The sequence below is a fragment of the Flavobacterium adiutor genome (assembly GCF_048282555.1).
GTDB lineage: Bacteria > Bacteroidota > Bacteroidia > Flavobacteriales > Flavobacteriaceae > Flavobacterium.
In genome coordinates this window covers 4,118,570-4,139,366 of sequence record NZ_CP182487.1, presented here as the reverse complement: position 1 = coordinate 4,139,366, position 20,797 = coordinate 4,118,570, and the positions used below count along the sequence as shown (strand labels likewise).

Genomic DNA, 20,797 nt, shown 5'->3' with positions numbered 1-20,797 from the left:
ATGATAAATTTTAGCTATTTTTCTCCGATAGTAACAGGATTGCTTTTAATCAACCATGTTTGTACCGCACAAAATCCGCTTATCAGAGATCAGTTTACTGCTGATCCTTCTGCTAGGGTATTTGGTGACAGGGTTTATGTTTTTCCTTCTCACGATATATTGGCTACCGAAGGGAAAGGCCGTGAAGACTGGTTTTGTATGGAGGATTATCATGTGTTTTCCTCAGTTGATTTAACCAATTGGAAAGATCACGGAACAATTGTCGAGCAAAATAAAGTGCCATGGGTGAAACCTGATAGTTATAGTATGTGGGCTCCGGATTGTATCGAAAGAAACGGGAAGTACTATTTCTATTTTCCAAGTATTCCAAAAGATACTATCAATTATAAAAAAGGGTTTACTGTAGGTGTAGCAATTGCCGATAAGCCAGAAGGGCCTTATGTTCCGGAACCTAATCCCATAAAAGGCGTTAGTGGAATCGATCCTAATGTTTTTATAGACAAAGACGGGCAGGCATATTTGTACTGGTCTGGAGGAAACATTTTTGCAGCTAAATTAAAGGAAAACATGACGGAATTAGATTCTGAGGTGAAGATACTCGAAGATCTCCCTGTAAAAGGTTTAAAAGAAGGACCGTATGTGTTTGAGAGAAACGGAATCTATTATCAGACGTATCCTCATGTCGAAAACAAAATTGAACGTCTGGAATATGCAATTGGTGATAATCCGCTGGGACCATTCAAAGTGGCAGGTGTTATTATGGATGAATCCACAACCGGTTGCTGGACAAATCATCATTCGATTATACAATTTAAAAAAGAATGGTATTTATTTTATCATCATAACGACTTTTCTCCTCAGTTTGATAAAGCCAGATCGATTAGGGCAGATTACCTGCATTTTAATCCGGACGGGAGTATACAAAAAGTCATTCCTACTTTAAGAGGAATTGGAATTACCAAAGCGACAGATCAAATTCAAATAGACAGGTATTCTGAAATAAGTAAAGAAGGAGTTTCAATTTCATTTTTAGACAGCCTGAATACTTTCAATGGCTGGAAAACGACTTTCAATACATCAGGAGCATCAATTCAATACAACGCTGTTGATTTTGGGAAAAAGAAATTAAAATCAATAGTTGTAAAAGCCTCTTCAGAAAAAGGAGGGATACTTCAAATAGCATCTAAAGGTAAAAAACAGACTATAATTGCTGAAGTGATTATTCCAAAAGGAAGTAATTGGGAAGAAATAAAATCACCACTATTAAAATTTGAAGCAGGGATTAAGGATTTGGCTGTTTTATCGAAAAATGAGAATCAGGTTGAGGTTGACTGGATAAAATTTGAATAGTTATTTTAAAAAATTACTCTCCAAAATTCAAAACAACACAAAGAAAAAAATATAAAATCAATAATAAATAAGAAATGAAAAAGAAACCATTAATTTTACTTTCGGTCGTAATGATGAGCTTGTTTTCCTTTACAGGCATAGATGATAAGGATAAACCTAAACCAAAAACAGCCAAAAATCCACCTGTTTTTTCTAAAGTAGTTTATCAGGGAGATGACCAGTTATACAAAAAATATCCATTAAAAGAAGGAGAATTTTATAATCCGGTTCTGCAGGGATGTTATCCGGATCCGGCAATTACAAGAAAGGGAGATGATTTTTACATGGTGTGCTCTTCGTTTGCAATGTTTCCCGGAGTGCCTATTTTTCACTCTAAAGATTTAGTAAACTGGACCGACTTAGGCGGAGTTTTAAATAATGTTAACGAATTTAATCCGCACGATACAGGTATCAGTGCTGGGGTGTACGCACCTGGAATAACTTATAATCCGCATAACGATACTTTTTATATGATTGTAACTGCCTTTACTGGCGGTCTTGGAAACATAATTGTGAAAACAAAAGATCCAATGAAGGGATGGGGAAGCCCTATTAAATTAGCTTTCGAAGGAATCGATCCTTGTATTTTCTTTGATGATGACGGAAAAGGGTATGTTGTGCACAATGATGCTCCTGATAAAGGAAAAGAATTATACAACGGACATCGTGTGATTAAAGTATGGGAATATGATCTTGTGAATGATAAAGTTATTCCTGGTACAGATAAAATCATTGTGGATGGTGGAGTAGATCTTTCTAAAAAACCAATCTGGATTGAGGCTCCGCATTTGTATAAAAAAGACGGTCATTATTATTTGATGTGTGCCGAAGGCGGTACAGGAGGAAATCACAGCGAAGTTGTTTTTATAAGTGATAGTCCAAAAGGGCCTTTTAAGCCATCATCGAATAACCCAATTCTGACTCAGCGACATTTTCCAAAAGACAGACCAAATAAAGTAGACTGGGCAGGTCATGCGGATCTTGTTTTAGGGCCGGATAATAAATATTACGGAGTATTTTTAGGCATTCGTCCTAATGATAAAGACAGAGTAAATGCAGGGCGCGAGACTTTCATGCTGCCTGTTGACTGGTCAGGGACATTCCCCGTTTTTGAGAACGGATTAGTTCCTATGGAGCCAAAATTAAAAATGCCAAACGGAGTTGAAAACAAAACCGGCAAGGATGGCTTTTTTCCTAATGGTAATTTCACTTTTGAAGAAAATTTCACCTCCAGTAAATTAGATTACAGATGGATTGGATTAAGAGGGCCTCGTGAAAATTTTATTTCAATAACTAAAAAAGGACTGCAGATTAATCCTTTTCAGGTGAATATAAAAGAAATGAAACCTACTTCAACACTTTTCCACAGACAGATGCATAATAATTTCACTTTTGCCACCACAATAGATTATAAACCAGCTTCTGAAAAGGATTTGGCGGGTATTACCTGTCTGCAAAATGAGCGTTTTAATTATGTTTTTGGCATTACCAAAAAAGGAAATGATACTTATATTTTGTTAGAAAGAACAGAAAAAGGACAATCTAAAATTATTGCAAGCACTAAAATAGACGTAAAAAAACCGCTTCGTTTGCAGGTCAAAGCAACAGGAGATAGCTATGAATTTAGCTATTCAACGGATGGAACAGATTTTAAAAACTTAGGAGGAGCGGTTTCTGGTGATATTCTTTCAACTAATGTAGCAGGAGGTTTTACGGGGGCATTGGTAGGTTTGTATGCAACAGCTGCCAATGATGCCAAGCCTGAGTAAAAGATAATAGAAATTCTTCAGCATGTTTTTGAAGATATTGCTATAGTACAGATCCTGAAGTCATTTAGATTTTGGGATCTTACACTATCATATATCCTTTATGAAAATGCAAAATAATAGTATAACCTGTAACAAATACCTTTATATATGAAAAATATTTTTTTTAGTGCTATCGCTTTGCTATTGTTTGGTTTTACAGATGGAGCCAAAGAACCTCTTACGACACAAATAGAGGTTAAACAAGGCAGATTATCAGGAATTGAAGAAGATGGATTATTAGTATTTAAAGGAATCCCGTTTGCTCAACCACCAGTTGGGATCCTTAGATGGCGCGCTCCTCAACCGGTAAAAAAATGGGATGGCGTGTTACAGGCAAATAAATTTGCACCTGGTCCATTTCAGGGAGGCAATCCCCCGTCTGGGAAAAGTGAAGACTGTCTCTACCTCAACGTTTGGACGCCGGCTAAATCTGCCAAAGAAAAAGTTCCGGTTTTGGTTTGGATTTATGGTGGTGGATTTGGAGCTGGTGCGACCTCAGAAACAACATATAATGGAAAAAACTTAGCTAAAAAAGGGGTGGTATTGGTGAGCATTGCATACCGTGTAGGGCCATTAGGATTTTTGGCACACCCGGAACTGAGTGCTGAAAATCCAAAAAAAGTTTCAGGAAACTATGGTTTACTAGATATGATTGCAGGATTACAATGGGTAAAAGAGAATATTGCTGCTTTTGGCGGCGATCCAAATAAAGTCACAATTTTCGGAGAATCAGCAGGTGGCATTGCTGTAAGCATGTTATGCGCTTCGCCTTTGGCAAAAGGTCTTTTTAATGGAGCGATATCACAAAGCGGAGGTTCATTTGGACCTACAAGGGCTACTACTTATCCAGGTGAAAACCTGAAAAAACTTAAGGTTGCTGAAAACGAAGGGCTGGATTATATGAAAAATGCCGGTGTCGCTTCAATTGAAAAATTAAGGTCAATTGAGCCTGACAAACTACCTGCAGGACGTGGATGGCCTATTATTGACGGATGGGTAATTTCTGACGAACAGTATAAGCTATATGAATCGGGAAAATATAATGACATTCCAATTCTTATTGGCTACAATTCAGATGAAGGGGCAAGTTTTACAAGAACGAAAGACCCAAAGGAATTCATCAGCAGTGTAGAAACGCGCTATGGTAAATTTGCTGAAAGCCTTTTAAAAGCTTATCCTGTAGGTGAAAATTCGGTTCCAAAAACAGCTCGTGATTTGTTGCGTGATGCAGCTTTTGGCTGGCATACGTGGTCCTGGGCCAGACTACAGGCAAAAACCGGAAAGTCAAAAGTGTTTTTTTACTATTTCGACCAGCATCCGGATCATCCTAAAGACTCACCATATTATGGTTTTGGTTCTTACCATGGACAGGAGGTGGCCTATGTTTTTGAGAATTTGGATAAGTCAAACCCTCAAACAAGCAAATCAGATTTAGAGATTTCAAATCTAATGGCAACCTATTGGACAAACTTTGCCAAGTACGGTGATCCTAATGGCAAAGATGTTCCTAACTGGCCAGCTTTTAGCAATTCAGATCCCAAGTTGCTGTATTTCAATAATGGTGCTTACACGGGGCCTGTTCCGAGTTTAAAATCACTTGAGGTTTTAGATTCTTATTTTTCTTGGAGACGTACACCAGAAGGTGAAGCCTGGGCAAAATAATGTGCATTAAATACAAAAAGGAGTATATAAATAAGGCACAAATCTGAAACGCTTAAACGATAAAAATGAATATGATTTTTACATTTAATCTGCCAAATAAGATTTCACGGATGGAAAGAACAAATAAAGTCTATCGTTACAGAGGCAAGGCAGGATTAATTCTTGTATTTCATTTTCTGATATTAGCTGTATCTCTTCATGCTCAGGAAAAGATTGTTTTATATTCATCTGTTATACCAAATTCAAAACCATCCGCTTTAAAAGAGTCCGGAACAGGTATGTATAAAGATGTAACGATTCCCACTCTTGAATACTTTAGACCCAATGCTGAAAAAGCTTCAGGAGCAGCGATTATCATCATTCCTGGCGGCGGGTATTCAGTCGTGGTGTATGATGGAGAAGGGGTAAGTACCGCTAAAGCTTTGGCTGAAAAAGGGATTGCCGCATTTGTGCTTAAATACAGACTGCCAAATGACGCTATCATGAAAGATAAAAAGACAGGTCCGCTTCAGGATGTTCAGCAAGCTATTAAATTAGTGAGAGATGATGCTGAGAAATGGGGATTAGACAAAAATAAAATTGGCATTATGGGATTTTCGGCAGGAGGGCATCTTGCTTCTACGGCAGCAACCCATTTTGAAAAATCGTACATAGATAATAAAGAGAACACAAGTCTTCGCCCTGATTTTCAAATTCTGGTATATCCTGTCATCAGCATGACAGCTGCTTTGACTCATACTGGCTCAAGGGATAATTTATTGGGCAAAAATCCAAATAATGAAGATGTCGATTTGTTTTCGAACGAGTTGCAGGTTCGGCAAGATACGCCACCGGCATATATAACACATACTGCTGATGATAAGACTGTAGATGTAGATAACAGTATTATTTATTTTGAAAAGTTGAGAAAATATAAAGTTCCGGTTGAAATGCATATTTATCCCAAAGGTGATCATGGTTTCATTTTCAGGCATCCGGGATGGATGGAGCCGCTATTTGGCTGGCTGCAAAGCAATGCATCGATAAAATAAATAATCATCTTATCAAAAAGGTACAATTTTAAAGTTATTTCGTTACTTGAAAATCAAATGAATCAGGCAAAGATTTGTTTTTCAAATGTTAGATTATATGATTGATTTTAAGATAATTACTTTAATGAAATAGTATTACATATTTATGCGTACTTTTGGATTGTAAAAAAACATTTCCATATGATAAGTTCTGAAAATTCATCCGTAAATAATAAAGATTTAAAAGAAAATGAGCCATTAAAAATTATATTGGCTGAGGATGATAATGATGATCAGGAATTATTTATGGATGCAGTAGATGCAACAAATGTTCCCGCTGAAATAATTACGGTTGGAAACGGTGAAGAACTGGTTAATATCTTGAAGGATGATTCCGAAACGAAACCTGATATTATTTTTATAGATATCAACATGCCTGTTAAAGGCGGTAAAGAGGCGCTGGCAGAAATAAAGAACGATAAAGAACTTAAAGACATTCCTGCAGTTATGCTATCGACTTCTAATAGTCAGAAAGATATAGAAGATACTTTGAATAAGGGAGCAGATCTTTATATACAAAAACCCAGTTCTTTTAAAGGTTTTATTCTCGTTTTAAAAAAAGTCTTCGTTCTCTATTGGACAAAAGCGCTGATAAATCCTTTAAAAAATATGTTTTTCATTTCTGAAAAAAATATATCCCCGGAGGATTAGTGACTGCTATCTTTTTCCTATTCGATTGTTTTATTAGATAATTTAATCGTACTAATCTTTTCTATAATAATTACAGCTCCTTTTTATTCATTGTAATTTAATTTTAGGGAACAGCTACTAACAATTAGCAACATGAAAAAAATATTTATAAAATTATGTGTGATATTTTGCTTTTCTTATTGATTATCAGCACAATAGATTGATAAACAAGATTACTCAAATAAGGTTTTGGGAGAGTGGATTCAATTAAATTTCGATGCGGAATCTGGAGATTATAGTCAATCACAAATAGTATATAATTTTAACAGTAATAATACTCTTGAAATCTTTTACAATAATGTTTTGAAAGCAACATATACTTATGAAATAATATTAACAACTAATTATCCAAATATCTTTGTTTCAACCAAAGATAATAAGCAACTCGCTGTATTGAAAGCTATTGATAAGGAAGATAACGATTATGTAGATGTTTATTCAATAAAAATGATATACAATGATTCGAATAAATTAATTATGGGCATGGAATTTCCACGTGGCACATACAATAATATGACTTTAGAGAAAAAATAAAAGAACATTGTGAATCGTACTAAAATTGGTGGACTTATTAATATTAATTTCCCGATTTACATTCAAACATGCCTTATGGATGAGGTAGATAAAGCATAGATAGTACATGAAAAATAATCATTAAAATTGATGCGGAAAAGACGAAAGTTTATGAAGTAATAAATTATACTTCCAGCTTCCATTAGCATGACAAGAATAGAAGCTGTACAAAACAAAAAAGCTCCAGATTTCTCTGAAGCTTTTGTCTTAGTAGCGGGAACAGGACTCGAACCTGTGACCTTCGGGTTATGAGCCCGACGAGCTGCCTACTGCTCTATCCCGCGATGTTTCGGGTGCAAAGATACAGCGTTTTTTTAGATTTCCAACGAAAACTTTAAAAAATGTTTTATTTTCTGTATTAACTTGATATGACTACCTTTGCAGCTTAAAATAATACACAAATGTCACATAAAGCAGGATTCGTAAACATTATCGGAAATCCAAATGTTGGAAAATCAACCCTGATGAACGCCTTTGTAGGAGAACGGTTATCGATCATTACCTCAAAAGCACAAACTACACGTCATAGAATTTTAGGAATCGTAAACGGAGAAGACTTTCAGTTGGTTTTGTCTGACACTCCCGGGATCATCAAACCCGCTTACGAAATGCAGGAATCGATGATGAACTTCGTAAAATCGGCTTTTGAAGATGCTGACATTTTAGTTTACATGGTCGAAATAGGAGAGCAGGACTTAAAAGATGAAGACTTTTTCAAGAAAATCATTCATGCCAAAATTCCGGTTTTACTACTTTTAAACAAAATTGACAATTCGAACCAGGAACAATTAGAAACGCAGGTCGCTTTCTGGAAAGAAAAAGTGCCAAATGCAGAGATTTTCCCAATCTCGGCTTTACAGAGTTTCAATGTTCCGGAAGTTTTTGGAAGAATCATCGAATTATTGCCCGAATCTCCGGCTTATTACCCAAAAGATCAGTTAACAGACAAACCGGAGCGTTTCTTCGTAAACGAAACCATTCGCGAGAAAATCTTGCTGAATTACAGTAAAGAGATTCCGTATGCAGTTGAAATCGTGACAGAAGAATTTCACGAAGATGAAAATATTATCAGAATCCGTTCTGTAATTATGGTCGAACGCGATACACAAAAAGGAATCATTATCGGTCATAAAGGTACAGCGCTGAAAAAAGTCGGAACCGATGCCCGAGCTGATTTAGAGAAATTCTTCGGAAAACAAATTCACATTGAGCTTTACGTAAAAGTGAATAAAAACTGGAGAAGTAATGCGAATATGCTAAAACGATTTGGTTATAATCAATAATAATATGTTATTTCTTTAGATCTGTAAATTCAAATATGAAAAAACTATCGTTGCTATTCATTTGCATCTTAATTTTAAATTCGTGTAAAGAAGAGAAGCTTCAGAAAAAAATCACGACTACAGTAAAAAAAGAAACTGTTAATGCTTCATTGTTAGAAAAGGATAGATTATCAGAAGCTGAGATAGAAGAAAAAAAGAAAGGAGTAAATCATTTGTTTGTTGCAAATGGCGGTTCGATCTTATATATGAAAAATGGAGATTTAAAGGGAGCTGCACGCTTTGATACAGATGGAGATTTCGTGGGAGAGTTATTGCAAATGGACACATACGGAAAGTATAAAGATTATGATAATTATGTGATTGGTCAACATGGCGACACAACTTATTTTTTTAATGAATCGGGCAGGATTATCTCTGATTGGGAAATTTTGAAAGGTGTAAGTGTAGAAAATGATATGCAGGTAATGTCTTTTATTTCTCCTAAAAATGAAAATTCTAATGACACAGAAATAATAAATACAACAAAGCTGATTATTTTTAGACCGGAAATAAAAACATTCACTAATGAAGATTCTCCGGAAGCTGAGGCTTATTTTACTGCTATGGATGATTGGAATTATTACAGTCATGAATTGAATGAATATTTCAAAAAAATGAAAGTAGAAACTTTATACGCAAAAAAAAGATATCTGAAGTTAGAAATCGAAGACGGTAAAAAAATTACAATAGATACAAAAGGTACTATTAACAATTATCACGCACATTGTATATTGTATAAAAAAAATAAAAGGCCTGTCTTGGTTTATTTATTAGTTGGAGATAATGAGGAAAGCGAAATTAGGAACTATTTAAATTAAAATAATTCAGATTTGTTATAATGAAAATTAAAAAGATTACGCTTCTGATTATTTCAGTTTTAGTTTTGGGTTACGCAGGAATAAAAGTCGTAAAAAAAGTAAATTTAAATAGTGATTATGTAATCGGGCAGGCACTTGATAGTTTAAACGGAGTCAAAGTGTATTACAATGGCGGTGTTGATCATGTTCTGGAAAGAAACGTTACAAAAGACAATTACAATTTAGGGCTAAAATACCAATGTGTTGAATTTGTAAAACGATATTATTACGAGCATTACAATCACAAAATGCCAGACGCTTACGGTCATGCAAAGGATTTTTTTGATCCTAAAATCAAAGATGGCGATTTAAACCAAAACAGAGATTTGATTCAATATACAAATTCGAGTAAATCAAAACCAGAAATTGGAGATTTAGTAATTTTTTCAGGATCGCTTTTAAACAGATTTGGACATGTGGCGATAATTTCTAAAGTTTCTGACAATGAAGTTGAGATTATTCAGCAGAACCCAGGACCATTTAGTAGTTCAAGAGAAGTTTTTGTTCTGAAAAAGCGGGAAGGCAAATATAAAATTGAAAACAGCAGATTGCTGGGCTGGTTAAGAAAAGAATAATCTGTTTTTAAAGGGAAACATTCTTAAAACCGTGATTTCCTAGCCCAGATGGGAACGATATCCTTTTGTGGCGGGGTTCGCCGCAAAAGATATAGTGGACAGCTGGAAATAGCTCCTTAAAAAAATAACAAGAGAGAATAAAAATCTTAGGTACTTAGAAACTTAGCATCTTAGCAACTTTTTTTAACTACCTTTGCACAAAATTTAAATAAGGTGTTTTAGATTTATAATTTATTGTGATTTAGTCAGAAACGAAATCTAAAATTGTAAATCCGGAATCTAAAATTCAAAAAAATGAATAACATTGTTGCGATAGTAGGAAGACCTAATGTGGGGAAATCAACCCTGTTTAATAGGCTGATACAAAGAAGAGAAGCTATTGTAGATTCAGTATCTGGGGTTACCCGTGATAGAAACTATGGTAAAAGCGAGTGGAACGGAAAAGAGTTTTCTGTCATTGATACTGGTGGATATGTTCGAGGATCTGATGACGTATTCGAAGGAGAAATCCGTAAACAAGTCGAACTTGCTATCGACGAAGCCGATGTTATTATTTTTGTGGTTGATGTTGAAGAAGGTATTACTCCAATGGATGAAACCGTTGCTAAATTGCTGCGTAAAGTAACAAAACCGGTTTTATTGGCTGTAAATAAAGTTGACAATGCAATGCGTGAAAAAGACGCTGTAGAGTTTTATAATCTTGGTTTAGGCGATTATTATACATTCGCCAGTATTTCAGGAAGTGGAACGGGGGATTTGCTTGATGCCTTAATTGAAGCATTTCCGGAAAAACCAGTAGTTGAGGTTAAAGAAGATTTGCCTCGTTTTGCTGTTGTCGGGCGTCCAAATGCTGGTAAATCGAGTTTTATCAATGCCTTGATTGGTCAGGATCGTTATATCGTAACGGATATTGCAGGAACAACCCGAGATGCCATTGACACTAAATTTGATCGTTTTGGTTTCGAATTTAATTTGGTTGATACAGCGGGAATTCGTCGTAAGGCAAAAGTAAAAGAAGATTTAGAATTTTACTCTGTAATGCGTTCGGTAAGGGCAATTGAGCATGCCGATATTTGTATTTTGGTTATCGATGCAACCCGCGGATTTGAAGGTCAGGATCAGAGTATTTTCTGGCTGGCAGAAAAAAACCGTAAAGGAGTTGTAATCCTGGTAAACAAATGGGACTTGGTAGAAAAAGATACCATGTCATCCCGTGATTACGAAGCAAAAATCCGTAAAGAGTTAATGCCTTTTACTGATGTGCCGATTTTATTCGTTTCGGCTTTAACAAAACAACGTTTGCTTAAAGCGTTAGAAACCACGGTTCAGGTTTTTGAAAACAGAAAACAAAGAATTGCTACTTCAAAATTCAACGAATACATGCTGAAAGTAATTGAATCTTATCCGCCGCCAGCAACAAAAGGAAAATATGTAAAAATTAAGTACTGTATGCAATTGCCAACAGCAACGCCACAATTTGTATTTTTTGCCAATCTGCCCCAATATGTTAAAGAACCGTATAAACGTTATTTAGAAAATAAGATTAGAGAAAATTGGGACTTCGCAGGAGTGCCGATTGATATTTATATTAGAGAAAAATAAATTTTTAAGTCCCGATTTTCGGGACTTTTTTTTATGTTTCTTTTAGTTGAAAACTAATCTGTATTTTATGGAATGGCATCATATTTGAATAAATGTGGAATTTACAATTAAACCATTTTGTTCTTAGGAAGTCTTATGGTTCTAACCAAACAGTTTTATGACCAGATTATATTGCTTTTTATTGCTTTTTGTTTTTGCTTATTCTGCTAATGCTCAGAATGATATTGTTCTTAAAGGTACTGTAATGGATATTAATACACAGCAGCCGATTGAACTTGCCACCGTTTATTTTACTACTGTTAAAGATTCCGCAGTTATTGATTATGCTACAACAGATAAAAACGGATTCTTTAGATTAAATACAAAAAAACTGGATAAACCGGTTTTTCTTAAAATAAATTATTTGGGGTACCAAACCTATACAGAAGAACAAAAAGGTCTTTTGGAAAGTAAAGATTTTGGAAAGTTATATTTGCTTGAAAGTATCAATACTTTGAATGAAGTTGTGGTAAAAAGTGAGGCTCCACCAATTCGCATGAAACAGGATACGCTAGAGTACAATGCTGGTTCTTATAAAGTCCGCCCTGATGCAAACGTAGAAACATTGTTAAAACAATTACCGGGTTTTGATATTGATGAATCTGGAAAAATTACGGTTAACGGTAAAGAAGTGAATCAGCTTTTGGTGAACGGAAAACCTTTTTTTGATAGAGACGGTGCTATAGCGATGAAAAATTTACCTGCCGAAATCATCCAAAAAGTACAGGTGTCTGACTTTAAAACCAAAAAAGAAGAATTATCCAAACAAGAATCTACCTCAGATTATTCGAGTATCAACCTTACTATTGATGAAAAGAAAAATAAAGGCTACTTTGGTAAAATTCTGGGAGGGTATGGCTCTGATGACCGTTATGAAAGCAGTCTGATCATGAATTTCTTTAATAACAAGCAGAAAATTAGTATTCTTGGAGCTTCAAACAATATTAATTCGACAGGTTTTGCACAGGATGAAGTATTTGACAGTATGGGAGGTGGAAGAACTGCCAGAGGGGGCAGGAACTCAGGAGGATCAGGTAAAGGAATTACACAGTCTAATTTGTTGGGGGTTAATTATTCTGATGACTGGACAGAAAAACTCATGGCTTCCGGAAGTTACAATTTTTCGAATACAATTAATAAAAACGAAAGTGAATCCAATGAACTGACTATTTTACCTTCAGGAACTAATTATACTGATGCAAATTCTAAAACCAGAAACGAGAATACGGGCAATCAGGCAAACTTTGAATTAGAATATAAAATTGATCCAACAACACGTCTTGTTATTACGCCAAATGTGGGGCAGACACGTTCAAATGGAGAATCTGACTCCTCGAGTAAAACTTGGCAGGATGATGAAAACGGTCAGCTTTTAAACGAAGGTACATCAGTATCGAACAAAGAAACAACCGCAACGAATTTTGCCAATACAATCAATTTTAATAAAGCTTTTGAGAAAAAAGCCCGAAACATGAGTTTTGTTTTTTCAAACAATAACACCAAGAATGATTCGGATGGGTTTAATATTTCACAGACTTTTTTTACTAAGGAACCAGATAAAAATGTTGACAGATACCAAAAAACAAGTGGTAGGAATGTTTCCGATTCCTACTCGCTGGATCTTGAATATACAGAACCGATTACAGATTCTTTAAGAGTACGTTTTGGTTCTGATTTAGATTGGCAAAGTTCATCAAATGACCAGAAAACTTACGATGTTGATCGTTCGACAGAAGAAATTTTAGATTTGAATTCTTCGTTAACAACTTATACAATGTCTTCACAAAATTCGGTAGCGCCAAAAGTTGGCATAACGCTGAGAAAAAGTAATTATACCTTAAATCTGGATTCGAAAACGACCATTGTCAATTTTGATAACTATTCGTTGTATATGGGGAACGAAACGCAGTTAAATAAAAAATATGTCCTGCCTTTTGCTTCTGCCCAGCTGCGATATAAATTCAGTAAGTCTAAGAATTTGACATTCAAGTACGATTACTCAAATGCAATACCTTCAGCCAGTTATTTAATGCCAATTGTTAATTTAAATAATCCATTAAATAGCATCGTTGGTAACCCTGATTTAGATCTTATTGAGAAAAATTCGATAAATTTTAATTTCAGAAATTTTGATTTCCGTACCCGTTCGGGTTATGCTTTTTCATTAAAAGGAGATTATTTTAATAATGATATTGTATCGACTTCTGTCTTTGATGCAAATGGAAAAAGAACAACAACGTATGTAAATATTTCAGGGAATTATTCCCTTTCTGCAGGAGCAAACTGGAATCAGTCGATCAAGAGGGATGCACATGTTTTACGATATGGAATTGGCTTAAACGCAAGTTATACTTTTGATAAAGGATATACAAATGAGGTTTTATATAATGCAAAATCATCAGCCATTTCACCTAAATTGTATTTTACTTATGAATATGGAGAACTGCTTACCATATCACCATCTTACGGATTGTCATTTAATGAAACACATTACGAAAATACTTCTGCAAATTCGACTTCAGCGGTTGTGCACAGAGCAGGTTTACAAACCACAACATACTGGCCGGCGAATTTAATTTTTGGAAATGATTTTAGCTATACTTACAATTCAAATATATCAGACACTTTCAAAAAAGATTTTTATTTATGGAATGCTAGTTTGTCGTATGGCTTTTTACAGAAAACATTATATGCTAAAATAAAAGTGTATGATGTACTGAATCAGAACCAAAGTGCTACAAGAACCATTTCTGCAACTTCGGTAAGAGATGAACAAAATACTGTTTTAAAACGTTATGTGATGTTTTCTATAGCGTATAAAATTGGAAATTTTGCGGCGGAAAAAGGTTCGAAAAGGAGAGGAGGAGAACGAGGTGATGGAGGCGAAAGAGGAGACCGCGGAGGAAGAGAAAGAGATATTTAATCAACCTCTTTAGAGGCAAATTTTTATTTGTAAAAGGTTAATTTCAAATAAAATAAAAATGATGCAATGAAAACTCTGGTTAATCCGGAGTTTTTTTGTTTGTTAAAAAGTCACTTATGATAATTAGAGTTTAGAATTTTCAATAATTAGAATTTAGTTTTACGATTTAATTTTTCTGTTAATTCGGTGATAAACGGTAAAACGAATAATATCACGATCGTAAAAATCGACACCACTAGACCGCCTCTGAAAGTTTTTTAAATAGCCCAATTCCAAACCCATATTTGGGTTGAAATGGTAACGCAGAGCTGTATAAAACCGGTTTTGGTCAAAAGTATTTTTCTTATTGTCTTTTCCGTGATTAAATAAAATTTCATCAGAAATGGTTCCTTTTAAGCTTCGTTTTTCTTTTTCCCAAAGTGTAAAAGTTGATTGTAACCGGTATCTGAATCGGAAAGAAAAAGAAAAATCATTTAACAGTTCCGTTTTAGTCGATTTTTGTATAAAACGTTCTTCAAGCTGAAAACGGATATGGAAAGTAATTTTTGCTAGATCATGAATAAGCGTGACATCCTGCTGAATACGATATTCGGGTATTGAAAATTCAGGATCAGACAAAGGGGTCTGGGTATTAACGTTAAAATAAGCAAATCCGCCACCTGTATCAATATGCTGACTGGCTCGATATCGTGCCTGTGTCCTGAAAACAAATACATTTTCATGAACAGGATTTATAAAGCTCCGGTTGTCAAGTTCGGAATGCAGTGACCATTTTTCGGATAGAGGAAAAATATTGTAATATCTAATCCATGTCAGTGTTTGGTGTTCGACGTTTTTTGTACTTTGCGCTAAACAGAATTGACCTAAAAATGCCCAAAAAAGAAAGAATCTGAAAAATTTCATCAGCGATATATAAATTCAAGCTGCGAATATATACAAATGAGTGATGATTTTGGGCAGAATAAAAAATGTTTTGAATGCTGTTTTGTGAATTTAAAACAAAAAAACGAGATGCACTTAATAAATACATCTCGTTTTAACCAAACTAACTTTCTTTAATTTTATTACAGCGAATATTTTAGAGTAATTCCATATGTTCTTTGGTCACCTAATACAGCTGCGTAATGTCCTGCATTTCCGCCAGATGGTAATAATTGCTCATAATAATCTTTATTTAAAATATTACGTCCCCAGAAGTGAACAGATAAACCATCAGTTGCACGGAAACCTAAACGGGCATTAAAAATAGCATAACCCGGAACGATTAAATATTTTGATGCAGAAGGACTTGATGAAAATTCAGATCTGGCGTAGCTATCAAGCGCTAAGAAAAATTTACCCGAATTCCCAAAGAATCTGGCGTTTTTAGTATACTCACCTCCTAAGCTCCCGGCCCATTTTGAAACACCAGGTAAATCAGATCCCGAAACATCTTTATAATTTACGGCTTTTCCATCCACAACAAGACCCGTTTCTTCCAATGGGAGTGGTGCATTTGTAAATTTAATGTATTTACCATCGCTATAAGTTGCAGCTCCGTAAACACTAAACTGTCTGTTAATTACAAAACTCGCATCTAATTCTGCTCCTCTTACTCTTACTTTATCAGCATTGGCTAGATATCCACGATTCACACCTAATTCAGCAGCCTGGACGTTGGTTTGAAAATCTTTAATGTCAGTATTGAATACTGTAAGATTTAGGATAGAATTTCTGAAAGGAGAAGTTTTGATGCCTGCTTCGTAATGATTAACGTCTTCAGGTTTAATTACTGCAAGATCACTTAATGTTTGACCAGCTGGTGGAGTAGGAAGCCCGGCAACATTTACACCAACCGTTTTATAGCTTTTTGCATAAGTACCATAAGCATTGATTTTATCGCTAAATTTATATGTCAAAGTCAAATTTCCTGAAAAATCGGTATCGTCTGTACTTGAGTCAAAAGCCTGATCTGTATAGACTAATTTTTTCAGCGCAATTAATGCAGGATCATTTGTCTGAAGCCCTCCGTATGTAGTACGCTTATAATTGGCTTCTTTTTTATCAAAGTTATATCGCAAGCCAGGTAATACATGCAGACGATCTGTTATGGCCCAGTCTAACTGTCCAAATACCGCAGCACTCGATGCTCTGATTCTTGCATCAGTTTTAATTCCGTAACCTTCAAAAAGACCTGGTGTTTTCCATAAATCGCTTGTTGTACTTTGAGAAAATCGCCATTGTGCACTTCCTGATTCTTCTGTACCATCTGTTTGTGATGTCTGGTCGATAAAGAATACACCTGCAACACCACTAATTTTTGACGAAAGCTGACCAGCATATCGAACTTCCTGTGTAATTTGAGTTTGTCTTGTAGGGTTTTGTGATTTTGCCAAAACCTGTAATCCTGTAAAATCCCTGTCATTTGATGGATCCCAGTTCCAAAAACGCCATGCAGTTGTTGATGTTAATGTTCCGCCACCAATTTTAGTATCAATATTTAAGGATATTCCTCCCATGTCCTGTCCTGATCTCCAGGGTGTATCCTGATCAATTTTACGGTCAAATGCATTTCTGCTTGGAAGTTGATAATTTAAGTCGGCAATGATAGCATCAAATTGGCGGTAAGCAGCTCTGTTTGTTGGTGCAACACCTGCGATTACCTGCGCATATCCGTCAGGACGCTGCGTTGTGATATCTGCAGCTAATATAATATTGGTATTTTCTGAAGGAGTATAAAGCAACTGCCCTCTGATTCCCTGGTTATTTAGCGTGTTTGTAGCTCTTCCTGTTGCAATATTATCAACCAGACCATCACGTTGTGTACCAGAAAAAGAAAGGCGTCCGGCAATTTTTTTGCTTAAAGCACCTGTAACAGAAGCTTTAGCCTGAAGGAATGCATAGTTTCCGTAACTCACTTCAAAATCTGCACCGGATGTAAAACTTGGTTTACGAGTTGTAATGTTAAAGGCTCCTGATGTAGTGTTTTTTCCAAACAGTGATCCTTGTGGTCCACGTAAAACTTCAATTCTTTCTACATCCACAAAATCTAAAGTTGTGGCTGCCGGACGTGCATAATAAACTCCGTCAACATAGAAACCAACACCCGGGTCAATACCATCATTAGTAAGTCCGTATGGAGAACCTAAACCACGAATATTGATACCTGTATTTCTTGGATTGGATGAATATAATTGAACAGATGGAACCAGTTCTTTAATACGATTTACATTAAAAGCTCCGGCTTGTTCAGCTTGTTTTCCAGTTACAACTGAAACCGCAATTGGAATATCCTGCACTTTTTCTATTCTTCGTCTGGAAGAAACCACAACTTCGATAAGTTCATTTTCTTCTTTTAATGCGACTTCTAATACAGGAACAGGTAAAGTAGTAACCTCTACTTCGGTGGTTGTATAACCCACATATTGCACTAAAAGCGTAAAAGGAAGATTTTTTCCATTTGTGTCAAGGTTAAATTTTCCGTTTTCATCAGCAATAGTACTTATCGCTGTTCCTTTGATAATGACATTGGCTGCGCCTAGAGGATTTTTTTGTGAGTCTGTAATTTTACCTTCAATATTTTGTGCAAATGAAACGGAGAAAGTTATAATGGAAAGTAGTGTAAATATATTTTTTATAGAATTTTTCATTTTATATTATGTATATGTAATTAGTAGAATTTATTTTTAAATTTTTTTTACAAGCACATACACATCATAGAAGAATTATTTTTCACTGCTGTGAAAATTATATTGTTACTTTTTTTCAAAAGATTTTTCGATAAATAAGACTTGCTTGATTTTACTTTCATTGTTCAAAAAATTGTAATGGTTGTTAATTATTTTTCGGCAAATATATATAAAATCTATCAATTAAGTAGGGTTTAAGAAAAATATTTTTATTTTTTTATCAATGAAGCTATTGTGATGTTTTGCATCGCTTTCAAAGTCTCATCACGAATAATCATCAAACCGTGTCTCAAACTGCATTCTTCCTCAGTTTTACAATCTAAGCAACGCTCATAAAAATTTAAAGATGCACAAGGCAAAAGCGCAATTGCGCCGTCAAATAAACGATGAATTTCTGCCAGAGTAATGTCATTTTTGGATTTTATCAGATAATAACCTCCAAATTTTCCCTGCTTACTGCTCACAAAGCGTCCTCGTTTGAGGTCTAATAAAATTTGCTCCAAAAACTTTTTAGGGATATTAGCACCTTCAGCAATTTCTATAGTTTTAGAAATGTGATCTTCCTCTTGTTCTGCTAGATAAAGTAAGGCTTTAAGAGCATATTTTGCTTTATGTGATAACATCTGTTTTTAATTATGAATTGTTGAATTATAAATTTAATTGGGAACTAAAATATTTTTAAGGATAACCTGAAACTTGAACATCAAATAAAATTTACTTTACCAGCCACCGCTAGAACCTCCTCCGGAGAAACCGCCACCGCCAAATCCTCCGCCGAAGCCACCGCCTCCGCTAAAACCACCTCCGGATGATCCGCCACCGAAACCTCCAAATCCGCCTCCGCTGCTTCTGCCAAGGCTGCTTAAAAGAATAACATCCATTAAACTTGGCCCTCCGCCGTTATTATTGCCTGAATTCCCTCCGCCTCCTCTTTTATTTCGGGACAGCAAAATTAATACGATTACAATAATAATTATAAAAGGGAGTATTGGAAAATCTTTTCCTTTAGTCTGTTTTCGTTCGCCTTTAAATTTTCCTTTAAAAACATCAATTATAGCATCTGTTCCTTTATCAAGACCATTATAAAAACTTCCGGCTTTGAACTCAGGAATAATAATATTTCGAATTATAGTTCCGCCTATTCCGGCAGTTAATCGGTCTTCCAAACCATAACCGGGATTAATTGCAATTTTCTTTTCGTTTTTAGCCAATAAAATAATTACACCATTATCGTCTTGCTTTGTTCCTCCGATTCCCCAGGTTTGCCCCCATTTAGTTGCCAACTGACTTACATCTTCTCCTTTTAAGCTTTCGATTGTTATAACTACAATTTGAGTAGTTGTTGAATCTGAATACCGAATTAGTTTCTCTTCTAATTGTGTTTTTTCTGAAGCACTTAAAATATTAGCATAATCGTAAACTGATGTTTGTTTTTCGGGGATTTTAGGTATTTCAAATTGCGCAAAGATACTATTAGAAATAAAAAGCGCTAACAAAAAGGGAAACAGAAAAATTCCATTGGAATTTGATATTTTATTTTTGGAATTTTTCATTATTTATCCTTTTGAAATTTCGTTAGATAATTCGTTTGTATCACCTTCAGTCCACGGAAAGTACTTTTTTAATTGTTCGCCTGCATTTAAAATGCCATCAACAATACCCTGTTTGAATTTCCCGGCTTTAAATTGTGCTGTCATTTTATCTTTGGTACAATCCCAAAAATCATCGGCGACAAGATCATTTATACCTTTATCTCCACAAATGACAAAATTTTTATCATCAACTGCAAAATAGAACAAAACACCATTCTGAAGCTGGGTTTCATTCATTCGTAATTCATGAAAAACTTCTAAAGCCCTGTCAAAAGGAACTTTAGAAGTCGTTTTTTCTATATGAACTCTAATCTCGCCAGAAGTGTTTTCTTCAGCCATGCGAATAGCTTCAACTATTTCCTGCTCTTCTTCTCTGGTTAAAAAGTCTTCTACTTTTGACATTTGAATTATTTTAGAGTTACGATTTTTTATTTAGAATTTTACTTCAACAGGTTTATCTGCTCCAGTAGAAGCTTCAAAATATGGTTTTTCTTTGTATTCACTAAGGAACCAATTATTTGGAATTTTTAAAACATATCCGTTGTAAACCTGTACAGATTCATTAAAACGGGTTCTTGCAGTTAAAATTTGGTTTTCTGTGCTTGCCAGTTCATCCTGTAATTTCAGGAAGTTTTCATTTGCTTTCAATGTTGGATATTGCTCAACAGATACTAGCAATCTTGATAAAGAAGAGGTTACCCCACTTTGTACCTGATTGAATTGTGCTAATTGTTCCGGAGTTACATTGCTTGGGTCAACCGTTACTGAAGTAGCTTTTGCTCTTGCTTCAATTACAGCTGTTAATGTTTCTTTTTCAAAATTAGCCGCACCTTTTACGGTATTTACTAAATTACCAATAAGGTCATTACGTCTTTGGTAAGCTGTCTGTACATTTCCCCATTCCTTATTTACAGCCTGACTATGCTGTAAAGCAGTATTTTTAATTCCAATTGACCAAAATGCGATAATAGCAATAAGCGCTACAATAATTCCTACAGGGATTAACCACTTTTTCATATTTTTTAAT

The 20,797-nt window shown here is 35.1% G+C and carries 17 protein-coding genes and 1 tRNA gene; 11 read left to right on the top strand and 7 right to left on the bottom strand.

Annotation, left to right across the window (positions count from 1 at the left end):
- The 6 genes from ACNC7R_RS17490 (at position 1) to ACNC7R_RS17465 (ending at position 7,153) form a co-directional block, all read left to right on the top strand.
- A complete protein-coding gene (locus ACNC7R_RS17490) occupies positions 1-1,350 on the top strand; it encodes a family 43 glycosylhydrolase (RefSeq protein ID WP_417942303.1) in 1,350 nt (449 codons plus the stop codon).
- Between the two features lie 74 nt (positions 1,351-1,424).
- Positions 1,425-3,158, top strand: coding sequence for a glycoside hydrolase family 43 protein (locus ACNC7R_RS17485; RefSeq protein WP_417942302.1), 1,734 nt, complete (start codon positions 1,425-1,427; stop codon positions 3,156-3,158).
- Between the two features lie 147 nt (positions 3,159-3,305).
- Entirely contained in the window at positions 3,306-4,859 is a 1,554-nt protein-coding gene (locus ACNC7R_RS17480) for a carboxylesterase/lipase family protein (RefSeq protein ID WP_417942301.1), read from the top strand.
- A gap of 110 nt (positions 4,860-4,969) precedes the next feature.
- Complete coding sequence (locus ACNC7R_RS17475) at positions 4,970-5,890, top strand: alpha/beta hydrolase (protein WP_417942300.1); 921 nt, start codon at positions 4,970-4,972, stop codon at positions 5,888-5,890.
- Positions 5,891-6,070: 180 nt separating this feature from the next.
- Positions 6,071-6,580 carry a response regulator gene (locus ACNC7R_RS17470; protein ID WP_417942299.1) on the top strand — a complete coding sequence of 170 codons (510 nt, stop codon included), beginning with the start codon at positions 6,071-6,073 and terminating at the stop codon, positions 6,578-6,580.
- Between the two features lie 228 nt (positions 6,581-6,808).
- Positions 6,809-7,153: a hypothetical protein gene (locus ACNC7R_RS17465; RefSeq protein WP_417942298.1), complete on the top strand. Its 345-nt coding sequence runs from the start codon at positions 6,809-6,811 to the stop codon at positions 7,151-7,153.
- A 250-nt stretch (positions 7,154-7,403) separates the two neighbouring features.
- Here ACNC7R_RS17465 and ACNC7R_RS17460 read toward each other — a convergent pair.
- Positions 7,404-7,476 (bottom strand) — tRNA-Met (locus tag ACNC7R_RS17460).
- Positions 7,477-7,593: 117 nt separating this feature from the next.
- Here ACNC7R_RS17460 and era point away from each other — a divergent pair.
- From era to ACNC7R_RS17435, 5 genes are all read left to right on the top strand, one after another.
- Positions 7,594-8,475 (top strand): GTPase Era, encoded by an 882-nt coding sequence (gene era, locus ACNC7R_RS17455; protein WP_417942297.1) that lies wholly within the window; start codon positions 7,594-7,596, stop codon positions 8,473-8,475.
- A 35-nt stretch (positions 8,476-8,510) separates the two neighbouring features.
- Complete coding sequence (locus ACNC7R_RS17450) at positions 8,511-9,332, top strand: hypothetical protein (protein ID WP_417942296.1); 822 nt, start codon at positions 8,511-8,513, stop codon at positions 9,330-9,332.
- A 20-nt stretch (positions 9,333-9,352) separates the two neighbouring features.
- Positions 9,353-9,946, top strand: a complete 594-nt coding sequence (locus tag ACNC7R_RS17445; RefSeq protein WP_417942295.1) for a CHAP domain-containing protein — start codon at positions 9,353-9,355, stop codon at positions 9,944-9,946.
- 294 nt (positions 9,947-10,240) lie between these two features.
- Positions 10,241-11,548 (top strand): ribosome biogenesis GTPase Der, encoded by a 1,308-nt coding sequence (gene der, locus ACNC7R_RS17440; RefSeq protein WP_417942294.1) that lies wholly within the window; start codon positions 10,241-10,243, stop codon positions 11,546-11,548.
- Positions 11,549-11,705: 157 nt separating this feature from the next.
- Positions 11,706-14,510, top strand: a complete 2,805-nt coding sequence (locus ACNC7R_RS17435) for an outer membrane beta-barrel protein (RefSeq protein WP_417942293.1) — start codon at positions 11,706-11,708, stop codon at positions 14,508-14,510.
- A 159-nt stretch (positions 14,511-14,669) separates the two neighbouring features.
- Here the strand turns inward: ACNC7R_RS17435 and ACNC7R_RS17430 are convergent, their stop codons facing one another.
- The 6 genes from ACNC7R_RS17430 to ACNC7R_RS17405 all read right to left on the bottom strand — a co-directional run bounded on the left by ACNC7R_RS17430 (position 14,670) and on the right by ACNC7R_RS17405 (position 20,787).
- Positions 14,670-15,413 carry a DUF2490 domain-containing protein gene (locus tag ACNC7R_RS17430; RefSeq protein ID WP_417942292.1) on the bottom strand — a complete coding sequence of 248 codons (744 nt, stop codon included), beginning with the start codon at positions 15,411-15,413 and terminating at the stop codon, positions 14,670-14,672.
- Between the two features lie 161 nt (positions 15,414-15,574).
- Entirely contained in the window at positions 15,575-18,139 is a 2,565-nt protein-coding gene (locus tag ACNC7R_RS17425) for a TonB-dependent receptor (protein ID WP_417942291.1), read from the bottom strand.
- 248 nt (positions 18,140-18,387) lie between these two features.
- Complete coding sequence (locus ACNC7R_RS17420) at positions 18,388-18,801, bottom strand: RrF2 family transcriptional regulator (protein ID WP_223678727.1); 414 nt, start codon at positions 18,799-18,801, stop codon at positions 18,388-18,390.
- Between the two features lie 96 nt (positions 18,802-18,897).
- On the bottom strand, positions 18,898-19,731 hold the full coding sequence (locus ACNC7R_RS17415; protein WP_417942290.1) for a TPM domain-containing protein: 834 nt from the start codon (positions 19,729-19,731) through the stop codon (positions 18,898-18,900).
- A 3-nt stretch (positions 19,732-19,734) separates the two neighbouring features.
- Positions 19,735-20,172, bottom strand: coding sequence for a TPM domain-containing protein (locus ACNC7R_RS17410; protein ID WP_417942289.1), 438 nt, complete (start codon positions 20,170-20,172; stop codon positions 19,735-19,737).
- A 30-nt stretch (positions 20,173-20,202) separates the two neighbouring features.
- Complete coding sequence (locus ACNC7R_RS17405; RefSeq protein ID WP_417942288.1) at positions 20,203-20,787, bottom strand: LemA family protein; 585 nt, start codon at positions 20,785-20,787, stop codon at positions 20,203-20,205.
- Positions 20,788-20,797: the final 10 nt, after the last annotated feature.